We start from the raw sequence: 23,903 nt of genomic DNA, 5'->3' as shown, positions 1-23,903 counted from the left end.
TGTCGGTGAAGCATTGCTCGAGCGTTCGGCTGCGCTATATTTTCTCTGGCTGACATAATATTCGGTCATAAGATAGATGAAATATGTTATGCGGTTTAAAGAAATTGCTGTTAATTTAGTCACTTGCTGAATGTTTTTATGATTTTTTCGTGCTACGCGCTATTAATTGCGGGCCGTATGCTTAATAATCTTAAACGTTATTATTTGCTTGATATTTTAGGGAATTCTTTCCTTGTTATGCCAAGCAGTTCATAAACTTTGTTGATGGACATGATCAACAGAACGACGGAATGTGTGGAATGAAGAAAACGCTTTTTCTTTCTCTTTTACTTGGTTTCACTCCTTTTGCCTCTTCGTATTCATCACAAGTGCTGAATGGTTACTGGCATTATCAGGAATTTCTGAATGCCAATCCGCAACAAAAGGCACTGACTGAGTCGTTGTCTGATGCGGTGCGTCAATCGTCTCAGCGGCTGACGGTCAAACAACAAACGCCGGTGACCATTTCGGTGGTTTATCCGGGGCAGCAGATCTCCGATTACTGGGTGCGCAACATCAAAGCGTTTGAAATGCGATTGGAAGAGTTAGGCATTGAATACCAGATTAATCAGGTGTTTACGCGCCCGAACCAAGACACCCGCCAACAAAGCTTGTCGTTGATGGAAGCGGTGAAGAACAACACGGATTATTTGATTTTCACGCTGGATACAACGCGCCACCGCAAGTTTATTGAACACGTTCTGAATTCGTCACCGACCAAATTGATTTTGCAGAATATCACCACGCCGGTTCGAGACTGGGATGAACGCCAGCCGATGATGTACGTTGGGTTTGACCATGAACTCGGTGCGCAGCAACTCGCGCAGTATTATCGCGAGCATGTGCCCAAAGGTAGCAAGTATTCGGTGCTGTATTTCTCTGAAGGATACGTCAGCGATGCGCGTGGCGACACCTTCATTCAGCAGATGGAAAGCACAGGCGATTACCAGCTGGCCTCGTCGTATTACACCAAAGCGACACAAGAAAGTGGCTATGAAGCCACCGTTAACATTGTCAAAAATGACCCGGATATTAAATTTATTTACGCCTGTTCCACCGATGTGGCACTGGGCGCAGCCAAGGCGCTACAAGCGTTAAAGCGTGAAGATATTCAGGTGAATGGTTGGGGTGGCGGCTCGGCAGAACTAGAAGCCTTGGATGAAGGTCATCTTGATGTTACTGTCATGAGAATCAATGATGATACCGGCATTGCGATGGCGGAAGCGATCAAACGTGATTTGGAAGGTTTGGCCGTGCCCGTGGTGTATTCCGGTGACTTTGAGATCGTGACCAAAGACGATCAGCCGAAAAAAATTGGTTTGTTTAAGCAACGCGCCTTTCGTTATTCCGACCGTTAGTCGGCAACAGGGAACACTGAGTGAGCATCAGGGCTAGTACAGTCAAACAGAAAAGAAAAATAGCAACCTTCATCAGCCGAGCCATTGTCACTGTGCTCGGCGCGCTCACGTTGACGGTGCTTTTCCAGAGCTATCAAATCAGCAGCCGCTTGATTTCGCAAGAAGTGGCACGCACCTCGACCCAAACCTCCAGCCTGATTCAAAACCTGTTTAATTATCGTCTCGCCACGTTGCAAATTCACCAAGACAGCAGCGCGAAAAATGCCAGTCTTATTCAAGCGTTAAACAGCGACAGCGGCGCTGCGTTGGATCAGTATTTCTTGAGCGTCGATCAGCTCGAACTCAACAATACACCAGACATTCGTTTTATCACCGACCTCAAAGAGATGGTATGGGAAGATGGCAATTCGCAGTTTTACGGCGTTCCCCCCAAAGAGCTCAATAAGATTATTCGCAAAGTGTCGATCAGCAGCAACTGGCATCTGATTCAAACGCCATCGGTGCTGGGCACGGCGTATTTATTGGTTCGCCGCTCACCGATTGTGGATACGGCAACGGGTGAAGTGATTGGCTTTTTGTATGTCAGTACCGTGCTCAACAACAACTTCACGTTGATTGAAACCATTCGCGACAGCAGTAACTCGCAAAACCTGATTTTAACGGTGGGCTCTGAGGTGTTGGCCTCGACACTCAATGGCGATGAATCCTATTCGACCTTTGATGTGCTGGAAGATGGCCTGAGCGATGCCTTGTACGACAAAAATATGGTGGCCAAAACGGCGCTGGAAGTGGAAGGGGTGCCGACGTATCTCAGCATCTATTCTGTGCAAAGCAACGAAAACGCCCTGAGCCTGCGCAACAACTACTATTTCTGGATGGTGTTCGCTTTGGTGGCGATGGTTGGGGTGTCCATTCTCACGCGCTGGTGGTTGCAGCGTAGGATTGAATCTGAAATCGATGGTTTGATGACCTACACCCACAAAGTGGCGGAGCGGGGCTTGGATGACTTCTTCCCCGGCTCGAAAATCTATGAATTCGACCACTTTGGCCGAACGTTGGAGCACACCTTTCAGCGCTTATCCGATCAAGAGAAACAGTTCGAAGATTTGTTTAACTTTGCGCTGTCACCCACCATTTTATGGACGGCTGAGGGCGAATTGATTCGTATGAACCCGTCAGCACATTCGCACTTCCTGCGCAATAACGCCGACGATCATTCGCTATTTTCAGTGCTGAAACGCCAACTGATTCCACAAATTAAATTGGCAGCGCAAGGGGAAATCCTCAAAGAAGTGAATACGGAAGTGGATGGTCGAGTGATCTTGTGGAACTTATCTCCCATTGTGGTTGAAAACCGCATTGAATCGATTATCACGCAAGGTCAAGATGTCACTTCTATTGCTGAGGCCGAAAAGCAAAGCCGCATTGCGCGTAAAGAGGCGGAAGAATCGGCGCGCGTTCGGGCTGATTTTCTGGCGAAAATGAGTCATGAATTGCGCACGCCACTGAATGGTATTTTGGGCGTTTCGCAACTGCTCAAACGGACAGTCACGGAAAAAGAGCAGGCCGAACAGGTCAACGTGCTGTGCAGCAGTGGTGAGCATCTATTGGCGGTGCTGAATGACATTCTTGATTTCTCTAAGATTGAGCAAGGCAAATTTCGCATCCAGAAAGCGGATTTCCCGTTGGTGGATGTGGTGTCTGCCATTGAGCGCATCTATCGGCCTTTGTGTCGTGAAAAAGGCTTAACGCTCACTCTCAACACCAATATTAGCGACGATTTAGTGGTGCGTACCGATCAAGTGCGACTCAATCAGATCCTGTTTAATCTGCTCAACAATTCGGTGAAGTTCACTCACGAGGGCGCCATCAATATTCAGCTTCATCTTATCGAGACTGAAGCGGGCGCAAAACTTGAGATTACCGTTTTAGATACCGGCATTGGGATTCGTGAGCAAGATTTAGCACTCATTTTTGAACCGTTTGTGCAGGCGGAATCGACCAACACGCGTGAATATGGCGGCAGCGGCCTTGGGCTGGCGATCGTACATAGCTTAATTGAAATGCTTGGCGGTTCGATTGAAGTGAAGTCGAGCTTTGGCGTTGGCACGCGGTTTACCATCGAATTGCCGTTGGAGATTGTGACCGCCGAAACGCAAACCGTCGCACACAACGAAGGCAAGTCACGCTATGAGTTGTTTGACGGAGTCGTCAACGTGCTCTTGGTGGAAGACAATCACACCAATGCCTTCATCGCACGTGCGTTTTGCAAAAAATACGGCATGAATGTGGATTGGGTGACTGATGGATTGCAAGCGATCGAGAAAGTGAAACATCAGCCCTACGATCTGATTTTAATGGACAACCAACTGCCCTATCTCGATGGTGTAGATGCCACGCGCATCATCAAACATGACATGGGGCTGGCGATGCCGGTCTACGCATGTACTGCCGATGGTATGGCGGAAACGCAAGAGGCCTTTATGTCGGCAGGTGCGGAATACGTCATTGTGAAACCCATCAAAGAAGAGACCTTGCATCAAGCCTTGGTGAATTTCAAAACGCATGCCGCCGAGCTTGCGGTGACCGAACGTTAGACCGTGGCATGTTTGAAGGTTTGGTCAAACATCGCCATCTTCAATTCATCCGACATCGCGAGTGGGGTATCAAATTGCACGCCGATCATGTGCCCTTTATGCTGACGACGAATGTTGGCAATGTGGCTCGTTAGGTCTTCGGGCAGCAACGAATCCAGCTCACAGCTAAAGCGAACGGCATTGTTCAGTGTCAACTCGTTTTCCCCTAAAACAAAGATGCCACAACCCGAGACGGAAAAGTCGACCAGCGTGCCGTTGAACGATTTTTCTAGCTGATCGGTTTGCTCGGTTAAGGTCACCGGCATCGAAATCTTATAACGCTCATGCTCGCGAATGGTTTTCGTGACGAAATGCTTGGGCGGGCGCAGGAAAAACAACGTATGTGGTGACGAAATCGCCTGCAGAATCGACGTTTTAAATGCAATCACATGACCCAGCTCCGTGTCGCATACACCACGAAGCACAATCTGGACATTCGAGAGTTTACGCATCACCAAGCTTTCATGGACTTTGTGGGGCATATCTAGAATCAGAAATTGCTCACCTTTAAAACCAATCAATGTGGTGGAGAATGCAAAGCTGTCATCCGGCCCAAATTGAATGGTGGCGGAAATTTTCATTCCGGGTTTGAGGAATTTGGTGAGATCGGCAGGTTCAGTGGAGCTTGATGTCGCCATGGGGTTTCTTGTCCTAATCTATCGGTTCAGATCAGAAAAACGACCTGACCCGATAGATTATATTACATTTACCATCGTTCTCATTGATCAGAATGAGTGAAAAGCGTTAAGCGAAAGTCAGGATTTAGAATTGGAAACGAACGCCCATGCTGATCTGTGGTCCCCAAACGCCTGCGTTACGCGCTTCGGCATTGAGTACCATTTGCTGCGTGGAATGGAAGCGAACCCCGGCGATGAACACGGAGTTGTCATCGTTGCGGCCAATCCGTGCATGACCTTCGATTTGGCTGGTGAGCCAAATGCGTGTGCCGATGTTGATTTCCATGTTGGTTTCGGTTTCGTGGTTTTCGTCGCTGTTGCCGCGAATGCTGTGGATCAGCATTTGGCCGTATACGTCAGCAAATTGGTTCAATGGGCCATTGAAGCCAATGCCGCCCGCCAAATCCCAATCGCCTTCAAAGCGGGAATCTAAACGGCCAACGAAATGGGAGTTCTCGGTAAAAAACGTGCTGAATTCTCCACCAAATGATTCAGGACTCAGCGCGGTCCTCACTTCCAAAAAGTTGTAGTTAAAGTTATTGGCTGATGCCGTGGTTGGCAGGACACTGGCAATTGCGATAAGGCCAGCCAGGCAGGTTCTTTTAAGCATGGGTGTTCGTCCTAAATCAAATAGATTTCAAATATAGAATAATGGCCTGCAAATTACAGGCCATTTCATCAAATAATTCAATCTTATAACGTCACTTGCCGGGGTTGGCGCGGCAAAAATGAGCATCAGGACAAATTTTACCCCGTGAGGCCTAAAGAAGTTGAATATGCTCGACTTCGATTTCTGGCGTGCGACCGTTCTCAAATTCGCCGTACAGGCGCACTTTAGTCTGAGGATCAAGGGGTTGATTGAGAGTGATGTCGTCATCCAATTCAACTTGAATCTCGGTGTTGCCATCGGAGAATACGAAGGTGTCTTTACGCACTTGGCGTAGCAGATGCCCTTCAACCACGACATCTTTGTCGCCAAACCATGTGCTTTCATCGAGTAACGATTGGACGGAAGTGACTTCAACCGGGCCGTTAAACTGCACGGTATTGCCGTGGTGCTTTTCACCGGCGAATGCCAGGGTAGGAGCCAAAATCAGTGCGGATGCAGCGAAAAGTACGTTGGATTTTTTCATGGGAGTTTCCTTATTGTTTGCGGTTATTGGTTCAATAAGGGGATTTCAACACGATCACATTGAATCAAGGCTGATTTAACCATTAATCTTCGGTTCATTTAACGTGCCACTTTTCTTTATATTCAACAGGTATACAATGAGACAAACTTCACAATCAGCAGAATTATGGAATCGTCGCTAAACGCTCTGATGGTACAGGGCACAACTTCTGACGCCGGTAAAAGTGTGTTGGTGGCAGGTCTGTGCCGTGTGCTTGCCCGCAAGGGGATTCGAGTTGCCCCTTTCAAGCCGCAAAATATGGCACTCAACAGTGCTGTGACGTCAGATGGTGGTGAAATCGGCCGTGCTCAGGCTGTGCAAGCACTCGCGTGCGGCATTGAACCGAGCGTGCACATGAACCCCGTGCTCCTCAAACCCAATTCAGATACTGGTGCCCAAGTGATTTTACAAGGGCGCGCATTGAGTAACATGGAAGCCAATGGCTACCACGATTACAAGAAAGTGGCGATGCACACTGTGCTCGATTCGTTCTCCCGCCTGCAACAAGACTACGACAGCATCATGATTGAAGGGGCAGGTAGCCCGGCTGAAATCAACCTGCGCGAAAATGATATTGCCAACATGGGCTTTGCTGAAGCAGCGGACGTACCGGTGATTATTGTCGCAGACATTGACCGCGGCGGTGTTTTTGCTCACCTGTATGGCACGCTGGCGCTGTTGTCGGAATCGGAACAACAGCGAGTGAAAGGGTTTGTGATTAACCGTTTTCGAGGGGACATTGGCTTGCTGCAATCGGGGCTCGATTGGCTGGAAGAGAAAACCGGCAAACCGGTGATTGGTGTGTTGCCTTATTTACACGGTTTTGATCTCGAAGCGGAAGATGCGATTACCGCTAACCAAGTGGTGGGCGCAGGGGTGAAGCTCAATGTGGTGGTACCTGTGTTCACGCGCATCAGCAATCACACCGATTTTGATGCATTACGACTCAACCCAGACATCAACCTGCGCTATGTCGGCAAAGGTGAACGTTTGGAGCGTGCGGACCTCATTATTTTGCCGGGCAGTAAATCGACACGTGCCGATTTGGAATACCTGAAGCAGCAAGGTTGGGACAAAGATATTCAGCGTCATCTACGCCTTGGCGGCAAAGTGATGGGCATCTGTGGTGGTTATCAGATGCTGGGAGACTGGGTGCATGACCCGGATGGCGTGGAAGGCCAACCTGGCAGCACGCAAGGCCTTGGGCTATTGGCGATGGAAACCACGCTAACCGGCGAAAAGCAACTCACCAATGTGGCCGGCACATTGCGACTCAACGGCAAATCCGCGCCTGTTTCCGGCTACGAAATTCATGTTGGCCGAAGTGTTGCCTCGCCAAATTCAGCGGGTGTGGCGCCCATTCAACTTCACGACGGTGCGTTTGATGGTTTGATTAGTCCCTGCAATCATATCGTTGGCACGTATTTACACGGTGTATTTGATACTTTTTCTGCCGCTGACTTAATTTGTCAATGGGCCGGCGCAGACGCGATTCAAGTGCATGATCATGTTGCTGCAAAAGAGCAGGCGATCGATCGTATCGCCGACGCTATCGAGCAGCATCTCGATCTTGCTTTATTATGGCCAGAAATCTATGGACTCTCATCATGAACAATAAAATGAAAAAAATCGCCGTTTTGCTTGGTGCTGTGTTGGCAAGCACCTCGGTTTGGGCAAAAGATACCGTCAATATCTACGCGGCGTCTTCGATGACGAACGCTGTCGATGACTTGATTACGGCGTATGAGGCGGATCACGATGTGGATGTGGTTCCGGTTTATGGTGGTTCTTCTTCGCTTGCACGTCAGATTGAACGCGGTGCGCCCGCAGACGTCTTTTTGTCTGCCAATGAAACTTGGGTATTACACCTGATCAAAAACAACATTGTTAGCCGTGACAATGTCACTCTTCTGGCGGGTAACCAGCTGGTTTTGATTAAGCCAAGTGCCTCTGAACAACAGCCGTTTGATGTTGCCAACAAACAAGCATGGTTAAACGTTTTGAAAGATTCCCGCATGGCGGTGGGTAACACCGATGCCGTGCCTGTGGGCATGTACTCTAAAGAAGCGCTGACTCATTTGGGTGTGTGGGATACGCTGCAACCTAAACTGGCTCAAACCAACAACGTTCGCCTTGCGTTGGCATTGGTGGAACGTGGCGAAGCACCATTGGGCATGGTGTACAAAACCGATGCCGCTTTGACCGATAACGTGGCGATCCTGTCGACATTCGATCCAGCGCTGCACAGCGCGATTCATTACCCATTGGTGCAAATTACTGACAAAGATGCGAGCCGCGCATTTGTGGATTTCCTGAAATCAGACAAAGCAAAAGCGGTGATGGAACACTACGGCTTCCGTACCGATATGGGAACTGAGACGTTTGCTGAGTAACATCATGCTCCTGAGCGACTACGAACTCACGGCATTGCTGCTCAGCCTGAAAGTGGCTGGGTATGCGGTGTTGTGGCTGCTCCCCATCGGGCTGGGTATCGGTTGGTTGTTAGCGCGCAAAGAGTTCTTCGGCAAAAGTGCACTGGACAGTTTGGTGCACTTGCCATTGGTGCTGCCGCCGGTGGTGGTGGGGTATTTGCTGCTGATTTCCATGGGCAAACAAGGCGCGATTGGCCAGTGGCTCAATGCGTGGTTTGGCATCTCATTTAGCTTCAGTTGGCGCGGCGCGGTGTTGGCGTGCGTGGTGATCGCATTGCCACTCATGGTGCGCTCCATTCGTCTGAGCCTCGAAGGCGTGGATCCGAAACTTGAGCAAGCTGCTCGCACATTGGGCGCGTCGCCGCTCAAAGTGTTTGTAACTATCACATTGCCGCTGACGCTGCCGGGCGTGATCACGGGGGTGATGCTCTCGTTTGCGCGCAGCCTCGGTGAGTTTGGTGCCACCATCAGTTTTGTGTCGAACATTCCGGGTGAAACGCAAACCATTCCCCTTGCCATGTATAACTTTTTGGAAACGCCAGGGGCAGAGATGGAAGCGGCTAGGCTGTGCGTTATTTCCATTGTCATTGCGTTGCTCTCCTTGTTTATTTCCGAGTGGGTGAGCCGACGAATGAAACATAAATTGGGAGTCAGCCGATGAGTGCGTTGCAAGTTCAGTTTACGAAAACTTTAGGCGCGACTCAGTTTGACGTGCAACTGGCGCTGCCCAGCAAAGGGATCACCGCGATTTTTGGCCGCTCAGGCGCAGGTAAAACCTCACTGATTAACGTGATTAGTGGTTTGATTGCACCGGACAGCGGTGAAATCGCGATTCAAGACCGTGTGTTGTTCAGCACCAAGCAGCGCATCAACTTGCCGATTGAACACCGCCGTATTGGGTATGTGTTTCAAGAAGCGCGCTTGTTTCCGCACTACACGGTACGCGGCAACTTAAATTATGGCGTACGGCGAAAAGATGCAGCGTATTTTGCTTCGGTGGTGTCGCTGTTGGCCTTAGAGCCGTTGCTGGAACGTTATCCCAATGCGTTGTCTGGTGGTGAGAAACAGCGTGTGGCCATCGGCCGCGCATTGCTATCGCAACCGGATTTATTGTTGATGGATGAGCCACTTGCATCGCTTGATATGCCGCGTAAACGCGAAGTGATGCCGTTTCTTGAACAGCTCGCGCAACAAGTCGAAATCCCCATTGTGTATGTGACGCACAGCATGAATGAGATCCTGCGTTTGGCCGATCATCTGGTGGTGATTGATCAGGGCAGCGTGGTGGCGTCTGGGCCGATTGAACAGGTGTGGTCATCTAAAAGTATGCGCCCTTGGCAATCTTTCAGCGATCAGAGCACGCTGTTTTCCGGCACCATCGCGCAGCATCATGATCAATTTGGTTTGACCCAAGTGTTATTGGCGCCCAACGTTGGGCTTTGGGTTCAGCAGGTTGATGGCGAACTCAATGCGCCGATTCGCTTGCAGATTCGAGCCAACGATGTATCGGTGACCTTAGAAAAACCGGGTAAAACCTCAATTCGAAATATTTTGTCGGCGCGCATTGCTGAGATTGAACATCATCAACAGGGCGAACATAAGAAGAGCATCGCTTTAAAGTTGGCGTTGGCCCCCGATATTTTCCTCTGGGCGACAATTACCGAGTGGGCGCTGCAAGATTTGGCGTTACAGCCGGGCATGGAAGTTTACGCGCAGATCAAAGGGGTGAGTGTGTCCCAGCGCGATGTGGTACTCAGCCATGTGTGACGAAAAAGCCTTCTCTCACAGAAGGCTTTTTCATGGGTGAATGTTTTAGGCATTTTGAATGCGTTGACCTTGTGAAGCCAGCACTTAACGCGCAGCGTTGAACACCTATCCGCGAGCCAGCTTATGATGCGCACGAGAAAAGTGCCCTGCGCTGAATGCGCCAACGATGGATAGTTCACCAGCCAAACACAACCCGGCGGCGACTTCAGCCAAGGCTCTGGCCTTGCCATTCCCCGCGAGTCCCAGAATGTCCAAGCACGCCTTTTGGCTCGGTAAACCTGTGCCGCCGCCTACGGTGCCCACCATCAAGTTGGGGAGGGTGACGCTGGCATACAAACCGCCATGTTTGTTGAGTTCCATTCGCGTGATCCCAATCGCTGACTCCGCGACGCACGCAGCATCTTGGCCGCATGCAATGTACAGCGCTGCGAGCGCATTGGCATAATGCGCATTCACGCCGATGCTGCCACTCAGCGCGCCGCCCAACGTTGTCATGTGACCAAACTGCACCATTTTTTCGGGGGTGGTGTGAAGATATTTTCTAACCAAATCAGCCGTTAAATGAACTTCAGCCGTCACCTTCTTGCCGCGTACGCTGCGCAACACATGGCTGTTGGCTTTTTTGTCGCCAGACAAATTGCCATCGAGAAACGCGTATTCCGGCGCAATCGGTGAATGCTGCATGATGAAGTCAAATACTGCGTTGGTGGCAATCGTCACCATGTTTTGCCCGGAAGCATCGCCCGTCAAATACTCAAATACCAAGTAGACATGATTGCCTTCCAGGGTGACATTGATGTCGTGCAATTGACCGTGCGCAGTTGTTGATTGCGCCAGCGATTTAAACACGTCGTACTGTGTGGTAACCCAAGCGACAAATTGCCCCGCTTGCGCGAGGTTGTAAAATGCAAACACAGGAGTGCGTGTGACGCCTTCGTTGAGCAGCATGGCACTGGCGCCCCCGGCGGCAGTGATCAACCGACTCCCACGATGATAAGACGCCACCAACGCAGCTTCGGTGGTGGCCAGCGGGATCAAGTAATCGCCGCTGGCATGCAAGCCATTTACACGCAGCGGACCTGCCACGCCCACAGGCACCTTCACCGTGCCGATGAAGTATTCAATGTTTTTGTCGTATGCCGCCATGTGCTGCTCAGTCACTGGATCGAACAACACGGTTTGTGCACTGTCGAGTGCCAACTTTTCCCAACGCTGCTGCACGTGCTTTTCCGTTAAGGCAGGGCTGGCCGTCAGCTTGGTGGCAGGTTTCGCGTGTTTAGGTTCTAACGCAGACGTGAACTGGTCGGTCGTCAAAGCATGCTGAAGGGCAGTAGCGCCTTCACGACGATGCAGATTTAGTTTTGGCATAGGGATACGGATTCAAAAATTTGGGGGCATTGTACCGAGGCAGGGTACAAACTCAATACGTCGACACACACACTGACAATTTGCGTGATGTCAGCGCGCGCATTAAATGTTCGGTGTCAAATTAGACGCTGATATCAAGGAGGCTGCCGATCATGTCCTGATCGCGTTGCAACACGTTGGTGCCGATTCGAGCGTACTGTTGGGATTGGTTGAGTTTGACTAACGGATCGATGGGATCAGAACGACGCGGTTTATCGACCTCAACTTTGTTGAACTCGAGGGTTTTATCAGACAGTTGGGTGGGTTCGAAAGCTTTGTTTTGCTGAATTTCACGCGCAGCATCCTCGGCCATTTTTGATGACTGTTGGATGATTGAATACCCTGGTTGTACGGCTGAAACAGGCATTGGCTTTCCTCTTGACTGTTAAAAGCTTACGTCCGGAGATTCAAAAGTGCAAGTCGCTCAGGAAAACAAGCTCGCAATCACATCAATCTCTTCATCGGTGAGCAACGTGGTTTGTTCTTGCTCCAATGAATGACGAATTTCACCCTGCAACGACTTGAGTTGTTGGGGTGTCATTAACTTTAATTGTGATTTTAATTGTTCAAACTGAGCGCTGTTCATTCTCATACCTTGAATGGCGTTCCGATGACTCAGAAACAACCTTTCGTATTCGTATCCCATGATTGTCTTACTCGTGTAGGACTTTTCTGACTACAAAATTAGTATTTGAACGATGTTTTTTTGTCCGAAAATTGTCAGGATATATCCAGTAAAACGTCAAAGAGGGCGAATTCGCCCTCTTTAAACGTGTTGCATATTTAACCAACCCGTACGGCAAACTTGCTGGCGAGCGAGTGAAGTTCGGGAAGCATGCGATAAATCAGGTGAAGTTGTTGCAGCACCATACGAGCGGAACTGTCGTCTTCTTCACGCCATTCTGCCAGTCGTTTTTCGAGGCCCGCATCTTCGATCGTGCTGGTATCGCAGTCGCCGCAATGCGTGAAGAGTTGCTGATACAGAATATCCAGATGTTGGTGAATGACGCGATGGGAATCGAGCACCAATTGGTGCACGGTTTCATCGTCGATGCGCGTGCGGTGCGCGCCCAATGCGGAAATGTAGCTCAGCAACGCATGATTTAGCGTCAGGAAGCGGAAGCTTTCATCCGTCGCTGTGCGATATTTCCCAGGCTCGGCCAACATGTTACTGACTGCCGCTGCCAACGCGGCATCTTGGTTGTGCGCATTCCGGCGGGCAATGCGGTAGGTGAGGTTGTCTTTCTTGCCAATTCGATACTGGCCAATGATTTGCCCAAGATACTGTTTGTTGGCATCAATGGCGTCGGCCATGACTTTGTGCAGGCGTTTTGATTGCCAGTCGGGCAGAATGAAAATCACCGCGCCAACGGCCAGTGCGCAGCCAATCAATGTGTCGGCAAGGCGGGGTAGAACAACCGCAAACCCTTCGCCCAATTGGTTAAAGCAGAACAGTACCAGTAGGGTGATAAAACCGGTGGCATAACCGTAATTGTTGAGACGAAAGGCAAAGAACATCACGCCGGAAAAGACAATCAGCACCAACTGACTTTCCTGAGAAGGGAAGAATGTCAGCAGCGGCACACCAATCAACAGCCCCGCCAGTGTCCCAATAATACGAGAAGTTAGCTTCTGGCGCGTTGCAGCGTAGTTGGGCTGGCAGACAAACAGTGTCGTGAGCAAAATCCAATAGCCACGCTCTAGCCCTAATCCCTGCAAGATCCCATAACCCAAGGTGAGGGCGATCGACATGCGCACGGCATGGCGAAACAGCAACGAATCTTGATTGAGGTTAGCTTTAATTCGTAGCCACAAGGTTTTGAGCGTGTGGGCTTCGGTATCGTCCAGTACGTCTTCTTCTGGTTTGGAAACATCTGGGTTACTGACGTTACACAACTGCTTCTCGACGGTGGCTAAGTTATTGAATAAATAGCCCAACTGAGCGAGAAGCATCTTCCATTCCGGGCGCTTCTGCTCTTGCAAATACGTCAGGGAAAGCTGCAATTCATCCAAGGCGAGGACGGATTCGCTGCCGTGCTGGTAGCTGCGGCCAATGCGGATGGAGTGCGCGATTTCGCGGCACGCTTTGGCTTGCGTTTCCAGTAAGTGTCTAAAACGAAACAGCACATCGGTACGGCCAAAGTTATCGGCAAGATCTTGGTAACGATAATGGGTTGAGCTGGCGCGTTCGTGAATGTCTTGCGCTAAAAAGTAAATTTTCAGGAATCGGTCACTGGTGCTGTCGACATGGCCGCGCTTGGAACGGGTCAAAAACGTGGCTTTCGCTTGGTTGAGCGCGTTCACCGTGGCGGCATTTAAATTGGCTTCGGTAATCCGATGTGGCTGCGGTACGAGGTTGGACACCGGATGAAAGAGCTTCGATTTCGCTTCAAAGTAGTTGGCCAATTGCACAAACACGTTGGCGAGATCTTGTTGTACCGGCTGCATCGGCCAAAATGCATGCCAGAGCATCGACACCAAATAATACCAAGCACTCCCCGTGAGCAACAGGAGTGGCTGGAACCAAATGTTGGTGCTTTGGTGGGCGCCCAACATGGTGTAAATCGCGATCAAGAGCGAACCAAAGGCGATACTGGCGTAACGGGAACCCATTGCGCCGAGCATGATAAACCCAAAGGTCGAGATGAACAGGCCGATGGCAAATAGAATCGGCGTGCGAAATAGAATTTCAATCGAGAATGCGGCGATCGCAAAACAGATAAACGTTAGCGTGATGGATTTGAGGCGGCCGGTAAAACTGTCATCGCGCTCTGCCAATGCCGCTGCAATCACCCCAAGAATCAGCGGCGTGACCCACGTATTGAGGTTGTAATGCCAGGCAGGGATAACCACACCAAGCAAGGTGATCAGGATCAGAACACAATAATTGAAGGTTTTATTGGCCCAATAGAGTCGAAGTTGATTGAGTAGCTGCACAGTGAAATTTTACGCCAGACTGAAAAGTGAGAGTTTAGCAGAAGTGCGCTGTAAGAGTCTGATCGAGAATAAAAAATATTTAAATCGTTGCGTGATTTTATCGGGGCAAACAAAAAGCGACAGCGGAAGGGCTGTCGCTTTGAAGCGCGCGTTATGATGTGGCGATGGCGCGATTAGAGGGTGCGATTAATTGACGGCACGAACCTTCCCATGACGCAGATCGCTCAGCACCATCTCTTTAGGGCCATCGGCGATGATGCAGCCTTTCTCCATCACAATTACCCGATCAACCACATCAAGCATGGTGGTTTTGTGGGTGATGAGCACCAAGGTTTCGCTCGAGGTGAGTTGGCTGAGCTGATGCTTAATCTGCATTTCGGAGCGGTTGTCCATCGCGCTGGTGGGTTCATCCATCAGCAGTACGGGTGGTCTACCAAGCAGTGCACGGGCAATGGCCACTGCTTGACGTTGTCCTCCCGACAGCAGTAAACCGCCTTCACCCACTTGGCGCTCAAGCCCCGCTGGATCTTGTTGGGTAAATACGGTGACACCGGCGCGGTTAGCCGCATCCATCACATCGCGATCGTCCGCCAGTGGACGACCCAGCGTGATGTTGTCACGGATGGTGCCGTAAAATAGCACGCTCTCTTGCGGCACACAGCCAATGTTGCGTCGCACATCAATATGATGCAGCTGTTTGATGTCGGTATCATCAATTCGGACGTGACCTTCGGTTGGCTGATAGAGGCCCATAATGAGGCGTTCTAAAGTCGTTTTCCCTGAACCGATACGACCGATAATCGCCACTTTTTCACCCGGATTGATGGTGACGCTCAGGTCACGAATCGAAGCCACTGGCGAATTCGGGTAGTGGAACGTCACTTTATCCAGCTCAATTTTGCCCTGAATCATCGGGCGATGGATGTAGCGTTTCCCTTCTTCCTGTTCGTCCGGCATGCTCATCACTTGCTCAATGATGGTCAGCGACGATTTGGCTTGGTTATAACGGGTGGAAAGCAACGAAAGCTGTACCAGCGGGCCAATAGCGCGGCCGCTCAACATGGTAGCGGCAATCAAGCCACCCATGGTGAGTTCGCCTTCCGCAATCAGGTAGACACCGAGAATGATCATACCGACGTTCGACGCCTGCTGGACAAAACCGGCGGTGTTTTGAATGCCATCGGTGATTCGGCGGCTTTTGATGTTCCAGTTGGCCATGTGCGCTACCGCTTCTTCCCAGCGATATTGAAATTGGCTTTGTGCGCCAAACAATTTCAGCGTTTCTAACCCCGCCAAGCTCTCTATCAGGTTGGCGTATTTTTGTGATGCCAGACGCGATCCTTCTTCGATCGCGCGGCGCAGTGGCGCTTGAATCAGCAGCGAATAGGCGATCAAAATCACCACACCTGCGACGGGCACCAGCACCAGATTGCCGGCCATCAGCCAAATCAGCGTTAAGAACAGCAGCGCAAATGGCAGGTCGATCAGAGATGCGATGGTCGCTGAGGTAAAGAATTCACGAATCGATTCAAATTCCTGCAAATGACGCGCAAATGCGCCGACCGACGGTGGGCGAGATTCCATGCGAATGCCCATCACTTTGGCAAACAGTTTGGATGAAATCAGAATGTCGGACTTTTTCCCCGCCACGTCGATGAAGTAGTTGCGCAGCAGCTTGAGGGTTAAATCAAACAAGAAGATGATGAACACGCCGCTGGCCAGCACCCACAGGGTTTCAAACGCAAGGTTGGGGACCACTTTGTCGTAGACCAAGCGGGTAAACATAGGGGCCGCAATCGCAAACAGGTTAATCAGAATGGAGGCGATCAACACGTCTCGATAGATGCGTTTGGATTGCCAAATGGTGCCCCAAAACCAGTGGCCGTGGCGCGTTTTGAGTACTTCTGGCGAGCGTTCGTCGTAACGAAATTGCTTTTTGACCATGAAATAGCGGCCAATGTAACGCTCCGCCAATTCTGCCAAAGGGTAGGCGACGGGCACCATGCCGGATTCGGCCGTGACAATTTCTGCTTCCTGTTTCTCTTCGTTGATGCTACTGAGCACGCACGCTTCGCCACTTTTGAGCAGCAGGACGACCGGAAACACCAAATGTGGAATCGCACTCAGTTCAGCACGATTTTCTTTGGCGACCAGCCCCGCACGCTCGGCAGCACGCGGGAATAAAAATGGCGTCAGCTTGCCGTCGGAAAGCGGCAGGCCGTTCACCAACGCCTCCGGCGAATTGGCGAGGCCGTAATAGCGGCTGACGTATATCAGGGAATTGAGCAGCGTATCTTGCATCGCGCGCATCCTTATCTATCCACAATAAAACCTTGGAACACATCGATAAAATGCTCCGACAGAAAATCAAGCTGCACTTGTGTCTCCACCCGTGACGCAATGGTGGTGACGCCCAAATCGTGCGCGGTGCGCGAGATGGAAGTGAGGGTAAATTTCTGCTTCTCATCATCCAAATGGTGGGTGAAGAGGTAATCGAGTTTGACGTAATCGGGGCGGAACTCATTGATGTAATCCAGCGATTGGAAGTTCCGCCCGTAGTTGTCGACCCCAAAGCCCGCGCCCGCGCTACGCACCGCATGACAGAACAGCGCAGTGTGGTGCGGTGCATTGACAAAGCAGCTTTCTGGAATTTCAAAATGCAGCTTGTCGCACACGGTTTTGTGACGCGCCAGCAACTGCGTCACCCAGCGAATGAAGCTCGGTTGCTCGATACTGCTTTGCGCGATGTTGATGGCGAGGGTGTCGGTGAGTTCGCCTGATTCAAGTTTCTCCGCCATGGTTTGTAAGACGTATTGGTCAAACAGGTGGCTGGCGTGCAGTTGTTCTAACGCAAACAGGTATTGGTTGGCGCTGTAACGCTCGTTGTCTTTTTCAATGGCAGAGAACACTTCGCGGTGGAACGTTTGACCCCAGCTGTTATTTGCCGCTTGGAAGCGGAATGTGACCCAATCGTGATGAATGGCTTCTTCCACCAAGGCTTTCCATTGCTGTTTGCCCATGACCACTTGATTGGTGGCGCTGGTGACAAAACCGTATTTGATCTCTGGATTGGCTTTCGACGTTGCCACGGCGTTATCGAGCAGCGACAACATTTCGGTCGACGTCTTGTTGTCTTTGTTGTGTACTACGCCCAATGCAGCGTCTGCCGCCGCCATGCCGGTTGGATCGGGGTTGACCACTTGAATGGCGTTGATGAGTCCATCGGCGACCAGACGTAGCTCGCTTTCATCCAAGTTCGGCAAGATCAAGCCAAACTCTTCGGTCGAAATGCGTGAAATGGTGGCATTGGGTGTGGTGATGGTGGCTTTCAGTTGCGCTGCGAGATCGCGCACCATGCCATCACCCGCTTCGTAACCTTTCTCTTCATAAAGATCTTTAATGAACTGCGCTTGCAAAATGGCGACACCGCCGATGGCATTGTCACTGAGCCAAGCGTTCAACTGGTTCATGTAGTAGGCGCGGTTACCCAATTGAGACACTGGGTCGATGTAGGCGCGTTCACGCAGCATCTGCGCTTCTTGCGCTTGCGCTTTGAAATACTTTTCCACTTGAGCAGACATGCTGTTGATGCCATCCACCACAGCGATTAAATCGCGTGTATCAGGCAAAGGCAGCGGCTCCCCAAATTGGTTGCGGGCGATTTGCTCCATCTTCTGCACAATCATTTGCAACGGTTTGAGCGCGTGGCGCACGATGAGCGCAATGGCAATCAGACCAACAAGGGTAATGGAACCGAATGCAAGGCAGAGGCGTATCAGGGCTTGCCACAATTGTGCATACGCTTCGCCCGGATGGCTGACAATTTCCACTTCTGCTAGTTGTAGCCAACCGCTGGTCACGACGCGGCGATCATGGATGGGTTCAAACAGGTCAAGATTGGTGAACCAGTCAGGCACTTGGCTTGGTTTGATTGGGTAGGAACGAACAATTTCTGCATCGTCATCCAGAAAGGTCAGGCGAACCACCGAATAGGTACTGCCATCAAACAATGCGTTGATGACCGATTCGGCCGCCACGGTGTCCTTGTTCTCTAGATACGGCGCGAGCGCCAAACCCACCGTGTTGATGGTGTTACTGACTTCTGAGCGTTGCTGCTGCTCCAAGCTGTTGCGGGTGGTCTTAAATTCGATGATGAATACGCAAATCATCAACAGAATCAGTACCGTGACCATGCCGGCGACCAGTTGTTTGTATAGTGTCATCTTACCTACTCATCGTAATTGACCAACGGTTTATTCAAGTTCAGCGAGCGTTCGCGTGAACGTAAGTCATTCCACAGGCTGAGCCGTGAAGAGTTGCCTGCGAGTTCGCCATTTTTGGATTTCATCAACCACAAATGTTGACCATTAAAGCTGTAAATCGGCAGCAGGTCCCGACGTTGTGATGCCGGTTTGATTTGTGGGTTGATGTTATCCAAGATTAACGGCTGCGCGCTTGGGGTTTGGTAGTAGGCCAACACCATATGAAACTGGTTCAACTCAATGGCTTTGACGTACACCAAGCGCAGCTTTTTGTCTGAAACCCCAAGTTCCAGCAGTGAAAAATATTTGGCGATGGTGAAATCTTCACAGTCGCCAGCGTTACTGCCCAAAAATTCCAGCGGCGTCGCCCAATAATCATTTTTTCCCCACAGCACATCGTCATTGACAAAGTAGAGCTGATTAAAGAACCGGTTCACCTCGGTGAGCTGCTCACGCTCCGGCAACGCGTGATAACGGGCCATTTCGCTGCGCCACGTGGCAACGCGTTTACCCGCACGTTCGCCGTAGGTGGCGCTTACGGCATCCACCCACTGTTGCTCTTGGGTATTCAAGGCGCCGACCAGCGAAGACACTGCCAACGCAGCCAGCACCGCCAGCCAACGCTTCACATTACGTGTCGCCACTGCGGCTCATCCGTTCTCATGAGGTTGCCACTTCTCCGTTATTCCCGCAGTGCGTTGTTTTTGGCGCCGAGGATGGGCTTAAGTAAGTAGTCCAGCACGGTCCGCTTACCAGTGATGATGTCGACCGAGGCCGTCATGCCGGGAATGATCGGCAAGCTTTCATCGTGACCGAGAGACGTCTCTTTGGTGCGCACTCGCACCAGATAAAAACTGTTGCCGTCCTCATCTTGGGACGTGTCGGCGCTGATGTGTTCCAACGTGCCTTCTAACCCGCCGTATTTGGTAAAATCATAGGCGCTGAACTTAACAATCGCTGGGAGATCTGGCCGCAAAAATGCGATGTCTTGCGGTGCGATCTGCGCTTCGACTAACAAGGTATCTTCCGTGGGGACGATCTCGACAATGTCCATCCCCGGTTGAATCACGCCACCAACAGTGTTGACGTACAGGGTTTTGATGGTGCCTGTCACAGGGGAGAGCACCACAGTTCGGTTGACTCGATCTTCAAGGCCGACGGTGGATTCCGTCATCGCTGAGAGTTTGTCTTGAGTTTGGTTGAGTGCTTCTTGTTGTTGGGAACGGAACTTCAGTGCCGCATCGATACGGCTCAGCATCGATTCGCGCAGCGCGGATTTCAATACCGGCACTTTGAGTTCGCTAGAGGTGAGATCGCGGCGAGTATCGTTCACTTGACGCTGTAACTTCAGCAATTCGATGCGCGGCACGACGCCTTCATCCGCCAGTGGTTTGGTGATTTCCAGCTCTTTATTGGCGTAGTTGTAGCTCTGGCGCAAGTTACGCACGCGCGCTTGGATCTCGACCAAATCTTGTTGTTTCTGTTTTACTTGCTGCGAAATAACCGACAGTTGGTTGCGCAAGTTATCCAAATCTTGGCGATATTGAGCGCGCTGACGTTCAACCAAATCGGGTTGGGATTCCACCAACGCGGGCGGAAACGCAAGCTTGGTGTAATCAATGCGAACGCTTTTTTCCCACTCGGCTTCCGTGAATTCATCATTGACCACCACGCTGGCGATGGACGCAGAAAGCTGCAAGACGTTGGCGGTGAGGTTGGCCACTTGTTGTTCGCGCTCGCGATAGTCGGAACGAAAGCGGGTGTCGTCAATCAGCAGCAACTGTTGACCTTTTTTGACCTGCTCGCCTTCACGAACCAGAATCTGTTTGACCAAGCCGCCTTCAAGGTTTTGCACCACTTGAATTTGCGACGAGGGAACGACTTTACCTTGGCCTACCGTGACTTTGTCGATTTGTGCCCACGATGCCCACGCGCCAGCCAGAATGAAAAATAGCACCATGACCCACAACATAATCCGGGCACTGCTGGGCGTATTGAGCAGCAGTGCGGCGGTCTGGTCGTCGACAAATTCAAGTTCGCCGGGCGAGAGCTGGTGGTAACTGCGTTGACTCATGGTGCGATCCTGCGATGGTTTAATGGAGCCTGAAACAATGACATCGTGTTTAAAATAAAGCGTAGCTTAATTATGTCTGCTATTTTTATAACTGACTATGATGCATGGGAATTTTTTATACATGGTGCAGATATTTATGGTTTTTCTGATGGTCATCAATGGAACAACGTGACAAAACACCAAAGTCCCGAGCAAAAGTGTTCGGGACTTTATCGGTATGAAGACTGGGTGTTGACGCGATCACCATTTGACAGGGCGCGGTGGAATTCAGCTTATCGCGGTAGCGTCGTGAACACTGTCCACTCTTTCACGATTTCACCTTTAAACCCAACCACACTCGCGGTGACGCGGCGGTTTTGTGCGTGACTGACCTGATCTTCGCCGTTGACGGCTAACACCGTATCGCCATAGCCGACGATGCGAATGCGCTTCGGCGTGACTCCGAAACGCAGCAGTTGCAGACGTACAGCTTCAGAACGCTGCTTTGATAACGCCAAGTTGTGGTCAGCTTTACCGACTTTGCTGGCGTAGCCTTGCAGTTCAATGGATGCTTCTGGATAAAGCTTAAGAAAATCAGCCATCTGGCGAATCTGATTCATAAATACTGGCGGAATCGTACTCGAATTGTTCGCAAACAGAATATGCAGTTTTTGTAAATGCGACGATTTGATCGCGGTGCCGCAGCCTTCATTATCGATCTGCGATGCTGCGGGCGTGTCCGGGCATTTATCTCGTGCGTTGATGACGCCGTCATTATCGTCATCCAACAAATCATCCATCTGGTTTGCGACCGGGGTTTGAATATAGTCGTAAACGTCGGGATTGGGCTCTTCATTTGCCAATAGCGGACGTGATAACGACACAGCCATTACAGCCAGCAACAAAGTGCGAATGTTCATGTTAATACTCTACCTTTTCCATCCATTCAGCTGGCACGTCAACGCGCAATGCATCCAACAAATTACCAGTCGCATTCATTAATCGGTATTTGGCGTATTGTTCCGCGTATTTCGCATCCAAATAGTCTTTACGTGCTTCAAACAGCTCATTTTCGGTGTTCAACAAATCCAGCAGGGTGCGCTGACCAATCAAATACTGTTTGCGGTAAGCAATGACCGTTTTTGACGCAGAATCAACGTGATCTGCCAAAAACTCTTTTTGTTGCAGCGTTAAATCCAATGCATTCCACGACAATCGAAGCCCTTCTTCTACAGTGCGGAACGTGCTTTCGCGTAGATCCTTGGCTTGGTTGAGCTGATAGGCGGCGCCTTCGGTTCTGTGTCGGTCAGAACCCCCGTTAAACAGGTTATAACGCACGCGAATCATGGCCGTGGTTTCATCACTACTGCCTTTATAGCCCCCGGCGTCATTAAGCCAGGTTTGAGAGGCTTCAAAGGACACCGTTGGATAATTCGGCGCTTTCGACTGTTTATACTGCGAACGAGCAGCATCCACGTCGGTTTGCGCAACTTTAATGACCGGGTGAGATTGCTGAGCGCGTTCGATGGCATCGTCAACAGTTAAAGGCAGAGCTGTACTGTCGGCGCGTGGGAACAATAATCCCAATGGCTCCTGACCGACTAGACGGCGAAACTGGGTATAAGCATCGAAAAGGTTGTTTTGAGCTGCCAAGAGATTTCCGTGCGCTTTTGCTATCCGCGCTTCCACCTGAGTCACATCTGCAATTGAGCCAATACCGGATTCTGAGCGCTTCTTAATGTCGCGGTAGATTTCTTTGTGCGTTGCTAAGTTATTCTCAGAGAGAACTAACACGTCATGGGCTTTCGTGGCTTCCAAGTAGATTCTGGCAACTTCCAAGGCTTTGTCCGACGCATCGGCCAACAATTGATAGCGATCGGCTTCAGCTTCTGCGGCCGTACGGTCCATGTCGTTCAACGTTGCAGAGCCATCCCAAATCAACTGATTGAAGGTCAGCGTGACGTCTTTGCGCGTCATGTCCGTATTTTCACTACTGCTTGATTCTGCTGGGTTGATTCCTTCATACCCAATTCCGGCATCGAGATCGATACGTGGAAGGTAAGCACCTGAAACCGCATTAGATTCAGATACGCGACTTTTGTACTGGTTAAATGCACTTTTGAGTTCAGGATTTGATGCCAAAGTTAACGACACCGCTTGTTCTAACGTTTGAGCGAGTGCAGGACTGGTTATCGCAAGGGCACATACCAGAGTACTTAAGGAAAACCCTTTCAAAATCAAACTCCCATGTCAGGTAAAAAATAAATGAGCGCAGAGTCTAATCCAGAATCTGTCTCATTAATTGGACGAATGAGTTGAAGTGTCAAAAATGTGACGGAAAACAGCGATAAATTATCAACCTGTTGCACAGTAAAAAGGTGCTATGACGTTAACTCATTAATAAGGCGCGGATTCTACCTACATGTATCCTCAAAATAAAGGCGGGATTGTCACATTTTTAATGTGATATTCGTTCCAATGATTTGTGGTCAAAAATTATTAAATGCGTCAAAAAAACGTTAACAGTACGTCGTTTTAACCTTTGTTTAACTAAGGTTTAGTGATATCTTTCGACAAATTTTCCTAAATAATAAATGCCGTCAATGTGTGAATGTTGTGCGGTAAAATGACTAAAAAAGTTTCTGGGGTTGTCTTTTATGAGTGTTAACTCTCTTGTGTTTAGTGGGATTCTGTCTGCAAACCAAATGATCGTCATCGACGTGAATGGCAATATTCGAACCGCGCTCATCGGGGAGAAATTGCCGCAAGGAACGGTGATCGTGCAACGCGGTGATGACATCAGTGATGAGGCTGCACTCAAAACGCAGATCATTGACGCCAATAACAACCCACAAGACATCACCGACGACGTTGCGCGTATTTTTGCCGCCCTAGAAGAGGGGCAGGATCCCACCCAAGTAGACGAAGAACTTGCTCCCGCAGCCGGCGGAGGCCAAGGTTCGGCACTCACCGCCGCCGCCACGGTCGAACGCATCGGCTCAGAAACCATCGCGATCACCAGCTTCGACACCACCGGTTTCGAAAGCCTAGGCCTTTCTCAAACACAAAGTTTGGCGCTGTCGAGCGTTTTGGTGACGTCTGCGGCATCGAGCGCTGATGCGACTTCGGAAAATCCAACCGTGTCGACCATCAGCAGCTCAGA

The 23,903-nt window shown here is 50.4% G+C and carries 19 protein-coding genes and 1 pseudogene; 7 read left to right on the top strand and 13 right to left on the bottom strand.

The genetic code is table 11. The annotated features are described in order from the left end of the window. Positions 1–299 precede the first annotated feature (299 nt). A complete protein-coding gene (locus ACF8PK_RS17630) occupies positions 300–1,397 on the top strand; it encodes an autoinducer 2-binding periplasmic protein LuxP (RefSeq protein ID WP_004726763.1) in 1,098 nt (365 codons plus the stop codon). A gap of 20 nt (positions 1,398–1,417) precedes the next feature. Continuing rightward, a complete protein-coding gene (luxQ, locus tag ACF8PK_RS17625) occupies positions 1,418–3,994 on the top strand; it encodes a quorum-sensing autoinducer 2 sensor kinase/phosphatase LuxQ (protein WP_392442789.1) in 2,577 nt (858 codons plus the stop codon). On the opposite strand, the gene ACF8PK_RS17620 is transcribed toward luxQ, so the two are convergent. From ACF8PK_RS17620 to ACF8PK_RS17610, 3 genes are all read right to left on the bottom strand, one after another. Next, positions 3,991–4,671, bottom strand: coding sequence for a flagellar brake protein (locus ACF8PK_RS17620; RefSeq protein ID WP_004726760.1), 681 nt, complete (start codon positions 4,669–4,671; stop codon positions 3,991–3,993). The two genes, luxQ and ACF8PK_RS17620, sit on opposite strands and share 4 nt — an antisense overlap. Before the next feature lie 124 nt (positions 4,672–4,795). Beyond that, positions 4,796–5,320, bottom strand: a complete 525-nt coding sequence (locus tag ACF8PK_RS17615) for a hypothetical protein (RefSeq protein ID WP_004726759.1) — start codon at positions 5,318–5,320, stop codon at positions 4,796–4,798. Between the two features lie 151 nt (positions 5,321–5,471). Next, positions 5,472–5,843 carry a YgiW/YdeI family stress tolerance OB fold protein gene (locus ACF8PK_RS17610; protein WP_055465617.1) on the bottom strand — a complete coding sequence of 124 codons (372 nt, stop codon included), beginning with the start codon at positions 5,841–5,843 and terminating at the stop codon, positions 5,472–5,474. Positions 5,844–6,008: 165 nt separating this feature from the next. Here ACF8PK_RS17610 and ACF8PK_RS17605 point away from each other — a divergent pair, with 165 nt between their 5' ends. The 4 genes from ACF8PK_RS17605 to modC are packed head-to-tail and all read left to right on the top strand — an operon-like array spanning position 6,009 to position 10,081. Next, a complete protein-coding gene (locus tag ACF8PK_RS17605) occupies positions 6,009–7,493 on the top strand; it encodes a cobyric acid synthase (RefSeq protein ID WP_392442785.1) in 1,485 nt (494 codons plus the stop codon). Further along, positions 7,490–8,275: a molybdate ABC transporter substrate-binding protein gene (gene modA / locus ACF8PK_RS17600; protein ID WP_392442783.1), complete on the top strand. Its 786-nt coding sequence runs from the start codon at positions 7,490–7,492 to the stop codon at positions 8,273–8,275. Before ACF8PK_RS17605 ends, modA begins: the two co-directional genes overlap by 4 nt. Before the next feature lie 4 nt (positions 8,276–8,279). Next, entirely contained in the window at positions 8,280–8,975 is a 696-nt protein-coding gene (modB, locus tag ACF8PK_RS17595; protein ID WP_392442806.1) for a molybdate ABC transporter permease subunit, read from the top strand. Then, positions 8,972–10,081: a molybdenum ABC transporter ATP-binding protein ModC gene (modC, locus tag ACF8PK_RS17590; RefSeq protein ID WP_172562397.1), complete on the top strand. Its 1,110-nt coding sequence runs from the start codon at positions 8,972–8,974 to the stop codon at positions 10,079–10,081. The genes modB and modC overlap by 4 nt, the downstream gene beginning before the upstream one ends. A gap of 105 nt (positions 10,082–10,186) precedes the next feature. On the opposite strand, the gene ACF8PK_RS17585 is transcribed toward modC, so the two are convergent. The 10 genes from ACF8PK_RS17585 to ACF8PK_RS17540 all read right to left on the bottom strand — a co-directional run bounded on the left by ACF8PK_RS17585 (position 10,187) and on the right by ACF8PK_RS17540 (position 22,975). Then, the gene (locus ACF8PK_RS17585) at positions 10,187–11,449 is read right to left on the bottom strand and encodes a hydroxymethylglutaryl-CoA reductase (RefSeq protein WP_283513860.1); all 1,263 of its coding nucleotides are present in this window, start codon (positions 11,447–11,449) and stop codon (positions 10,187–10,189) included. Positions 11,450–11,570: 121 nt separating this feature from the next. Beyond that, entirely contained in the window at positions 11,571–11,855 is a 285-nt protein-coding gene (locus ACF8PK_RS17580) for a hypothetical protein (RefSeq protein ID WP_014257409.1), read from the bottom strand. Between the two features lie 57 nt (positions 11,856–11,912). Next, the gene (locus tag ACF8PK_RS17575) at positions 11,913–12,074 is read right to left on the bottom strand and encodes a hypothetical protein (protein WP_004726743.1); all 162 of its coding nucleotides are present in this window, start codon (positions 12,072–12,074) and stop codon (positions 11,913–11,915) included. Positions 12,075–12,271: 197 nt separating this feature from the next. After that, positions 12,272–14,425, bottom strand: a complete 2,154-nt coding sequence (gene yccS, locus ACF8PK_RS17570) for a YccS family putative transporter (RefSeq protein WP_014257408.1) — start codon at positions 14,423–14,425, stop codon at positions 12,272–12,274. Between the two features lie 186 nt (positions 14,426–14,611). After that, the gene (locus ACF8PK_RS17565; protein WP_041943164.1) at positions 14,612–16,726 is read right to left on the bottom strand and encodes a type I secretion system permease/ATPase; all 2,115 of its coding nucleotides are present in this window, start codon (positions 16,724–16,726) and stop codon (positions 14,612–14,614) included. Positions 16,727–16,737: 11 nt separating this feature from the next. After that, the gene (locus ACF8PK_RS17560; protein WP_004726738.1) at positions 16,738–18,648 is read right to left on the bottom strand and encodes an EAL domain-containing protein; all 1,911 of its coding nucleotides are present in this window, start codon (positions 18,646–18,648) and stop codon (positions 16,738–16,740) included. Positions 18,649–18,653: 5 nt separating this feature from the next. Then, entirely contained in the window at positions 18,654–19,316 is a 663-nt protein-coding gene (locus ACF8PK_RS17555; protein WP_038152197.1) for a transglutaminase-like cysteine peptidase, read from the bottom strand. A gap of 53 nt (positions 19,317–19,369) precedes the next feature. Beyond that, entirely contained in the window at positions 19,370–20,761 is a 1,392-nt protein-coding gene (locus tag ACF8PK_RS17550; RefSeq protein WP_392442776.1) for an HlyD family type I secretion periplasmic adaptor subunit, read from the bottom strand. A 272-nt stretch (positions 20,762–21,033) separates the two neighbouring features. Then, the gene (locus ACF8PK_RS17545; protein WP_370447180.1) at positions 21,034–21,630 is read right to left on the bottom strand and encodes an OmpA family protein; all 597 of its coding nucleotides are present in this window, start codon (positions 21,628–21,630) and stop codon (positions 21,034–21,036) included. 31 nt (positions 21,631–21,661) lie between these two features. Next, positions 21,662–22,975 carry a TolC family outer membrane protein gene (locus ACF8PK_RS17540; RefSeq protein ID WP_055465609.1) on the bottom strand — a complete coding sequence of 438 codons (1,314 nt, stop codon included), beginning with the start codon at positions 22,973–22,975 and terminating at the stop codon, positions 21,662–21,664. Between the two features lie 422 nt (positions 22,976–23,397). Between ACF8PK_RS17540 and ACF8PK_RS17535 the strand changes: the two are divergent. After that, a pseudogene (locus tag ACF8PK_RS17535) lies at positions 23,398–23,903 on the top strand (hemolysin); the annotation flags it as partial.

Source organism: Vibrio sp. CJQ_6 (assembly GCF_043106745.1).
In the GTDB taxonomy this organism is placed as follows: Bacteria; Pseudomonadota; Gammaproteobacteria; order Enterobacterales; family Vibrionaceae; genus Vibrio; species Vibrio furnissii.
The sequence above is the reverse complement of the archived record's forward strand: the minus strand, read 5'-3'. Positions and strand labels throughout refer to the sequence as shown.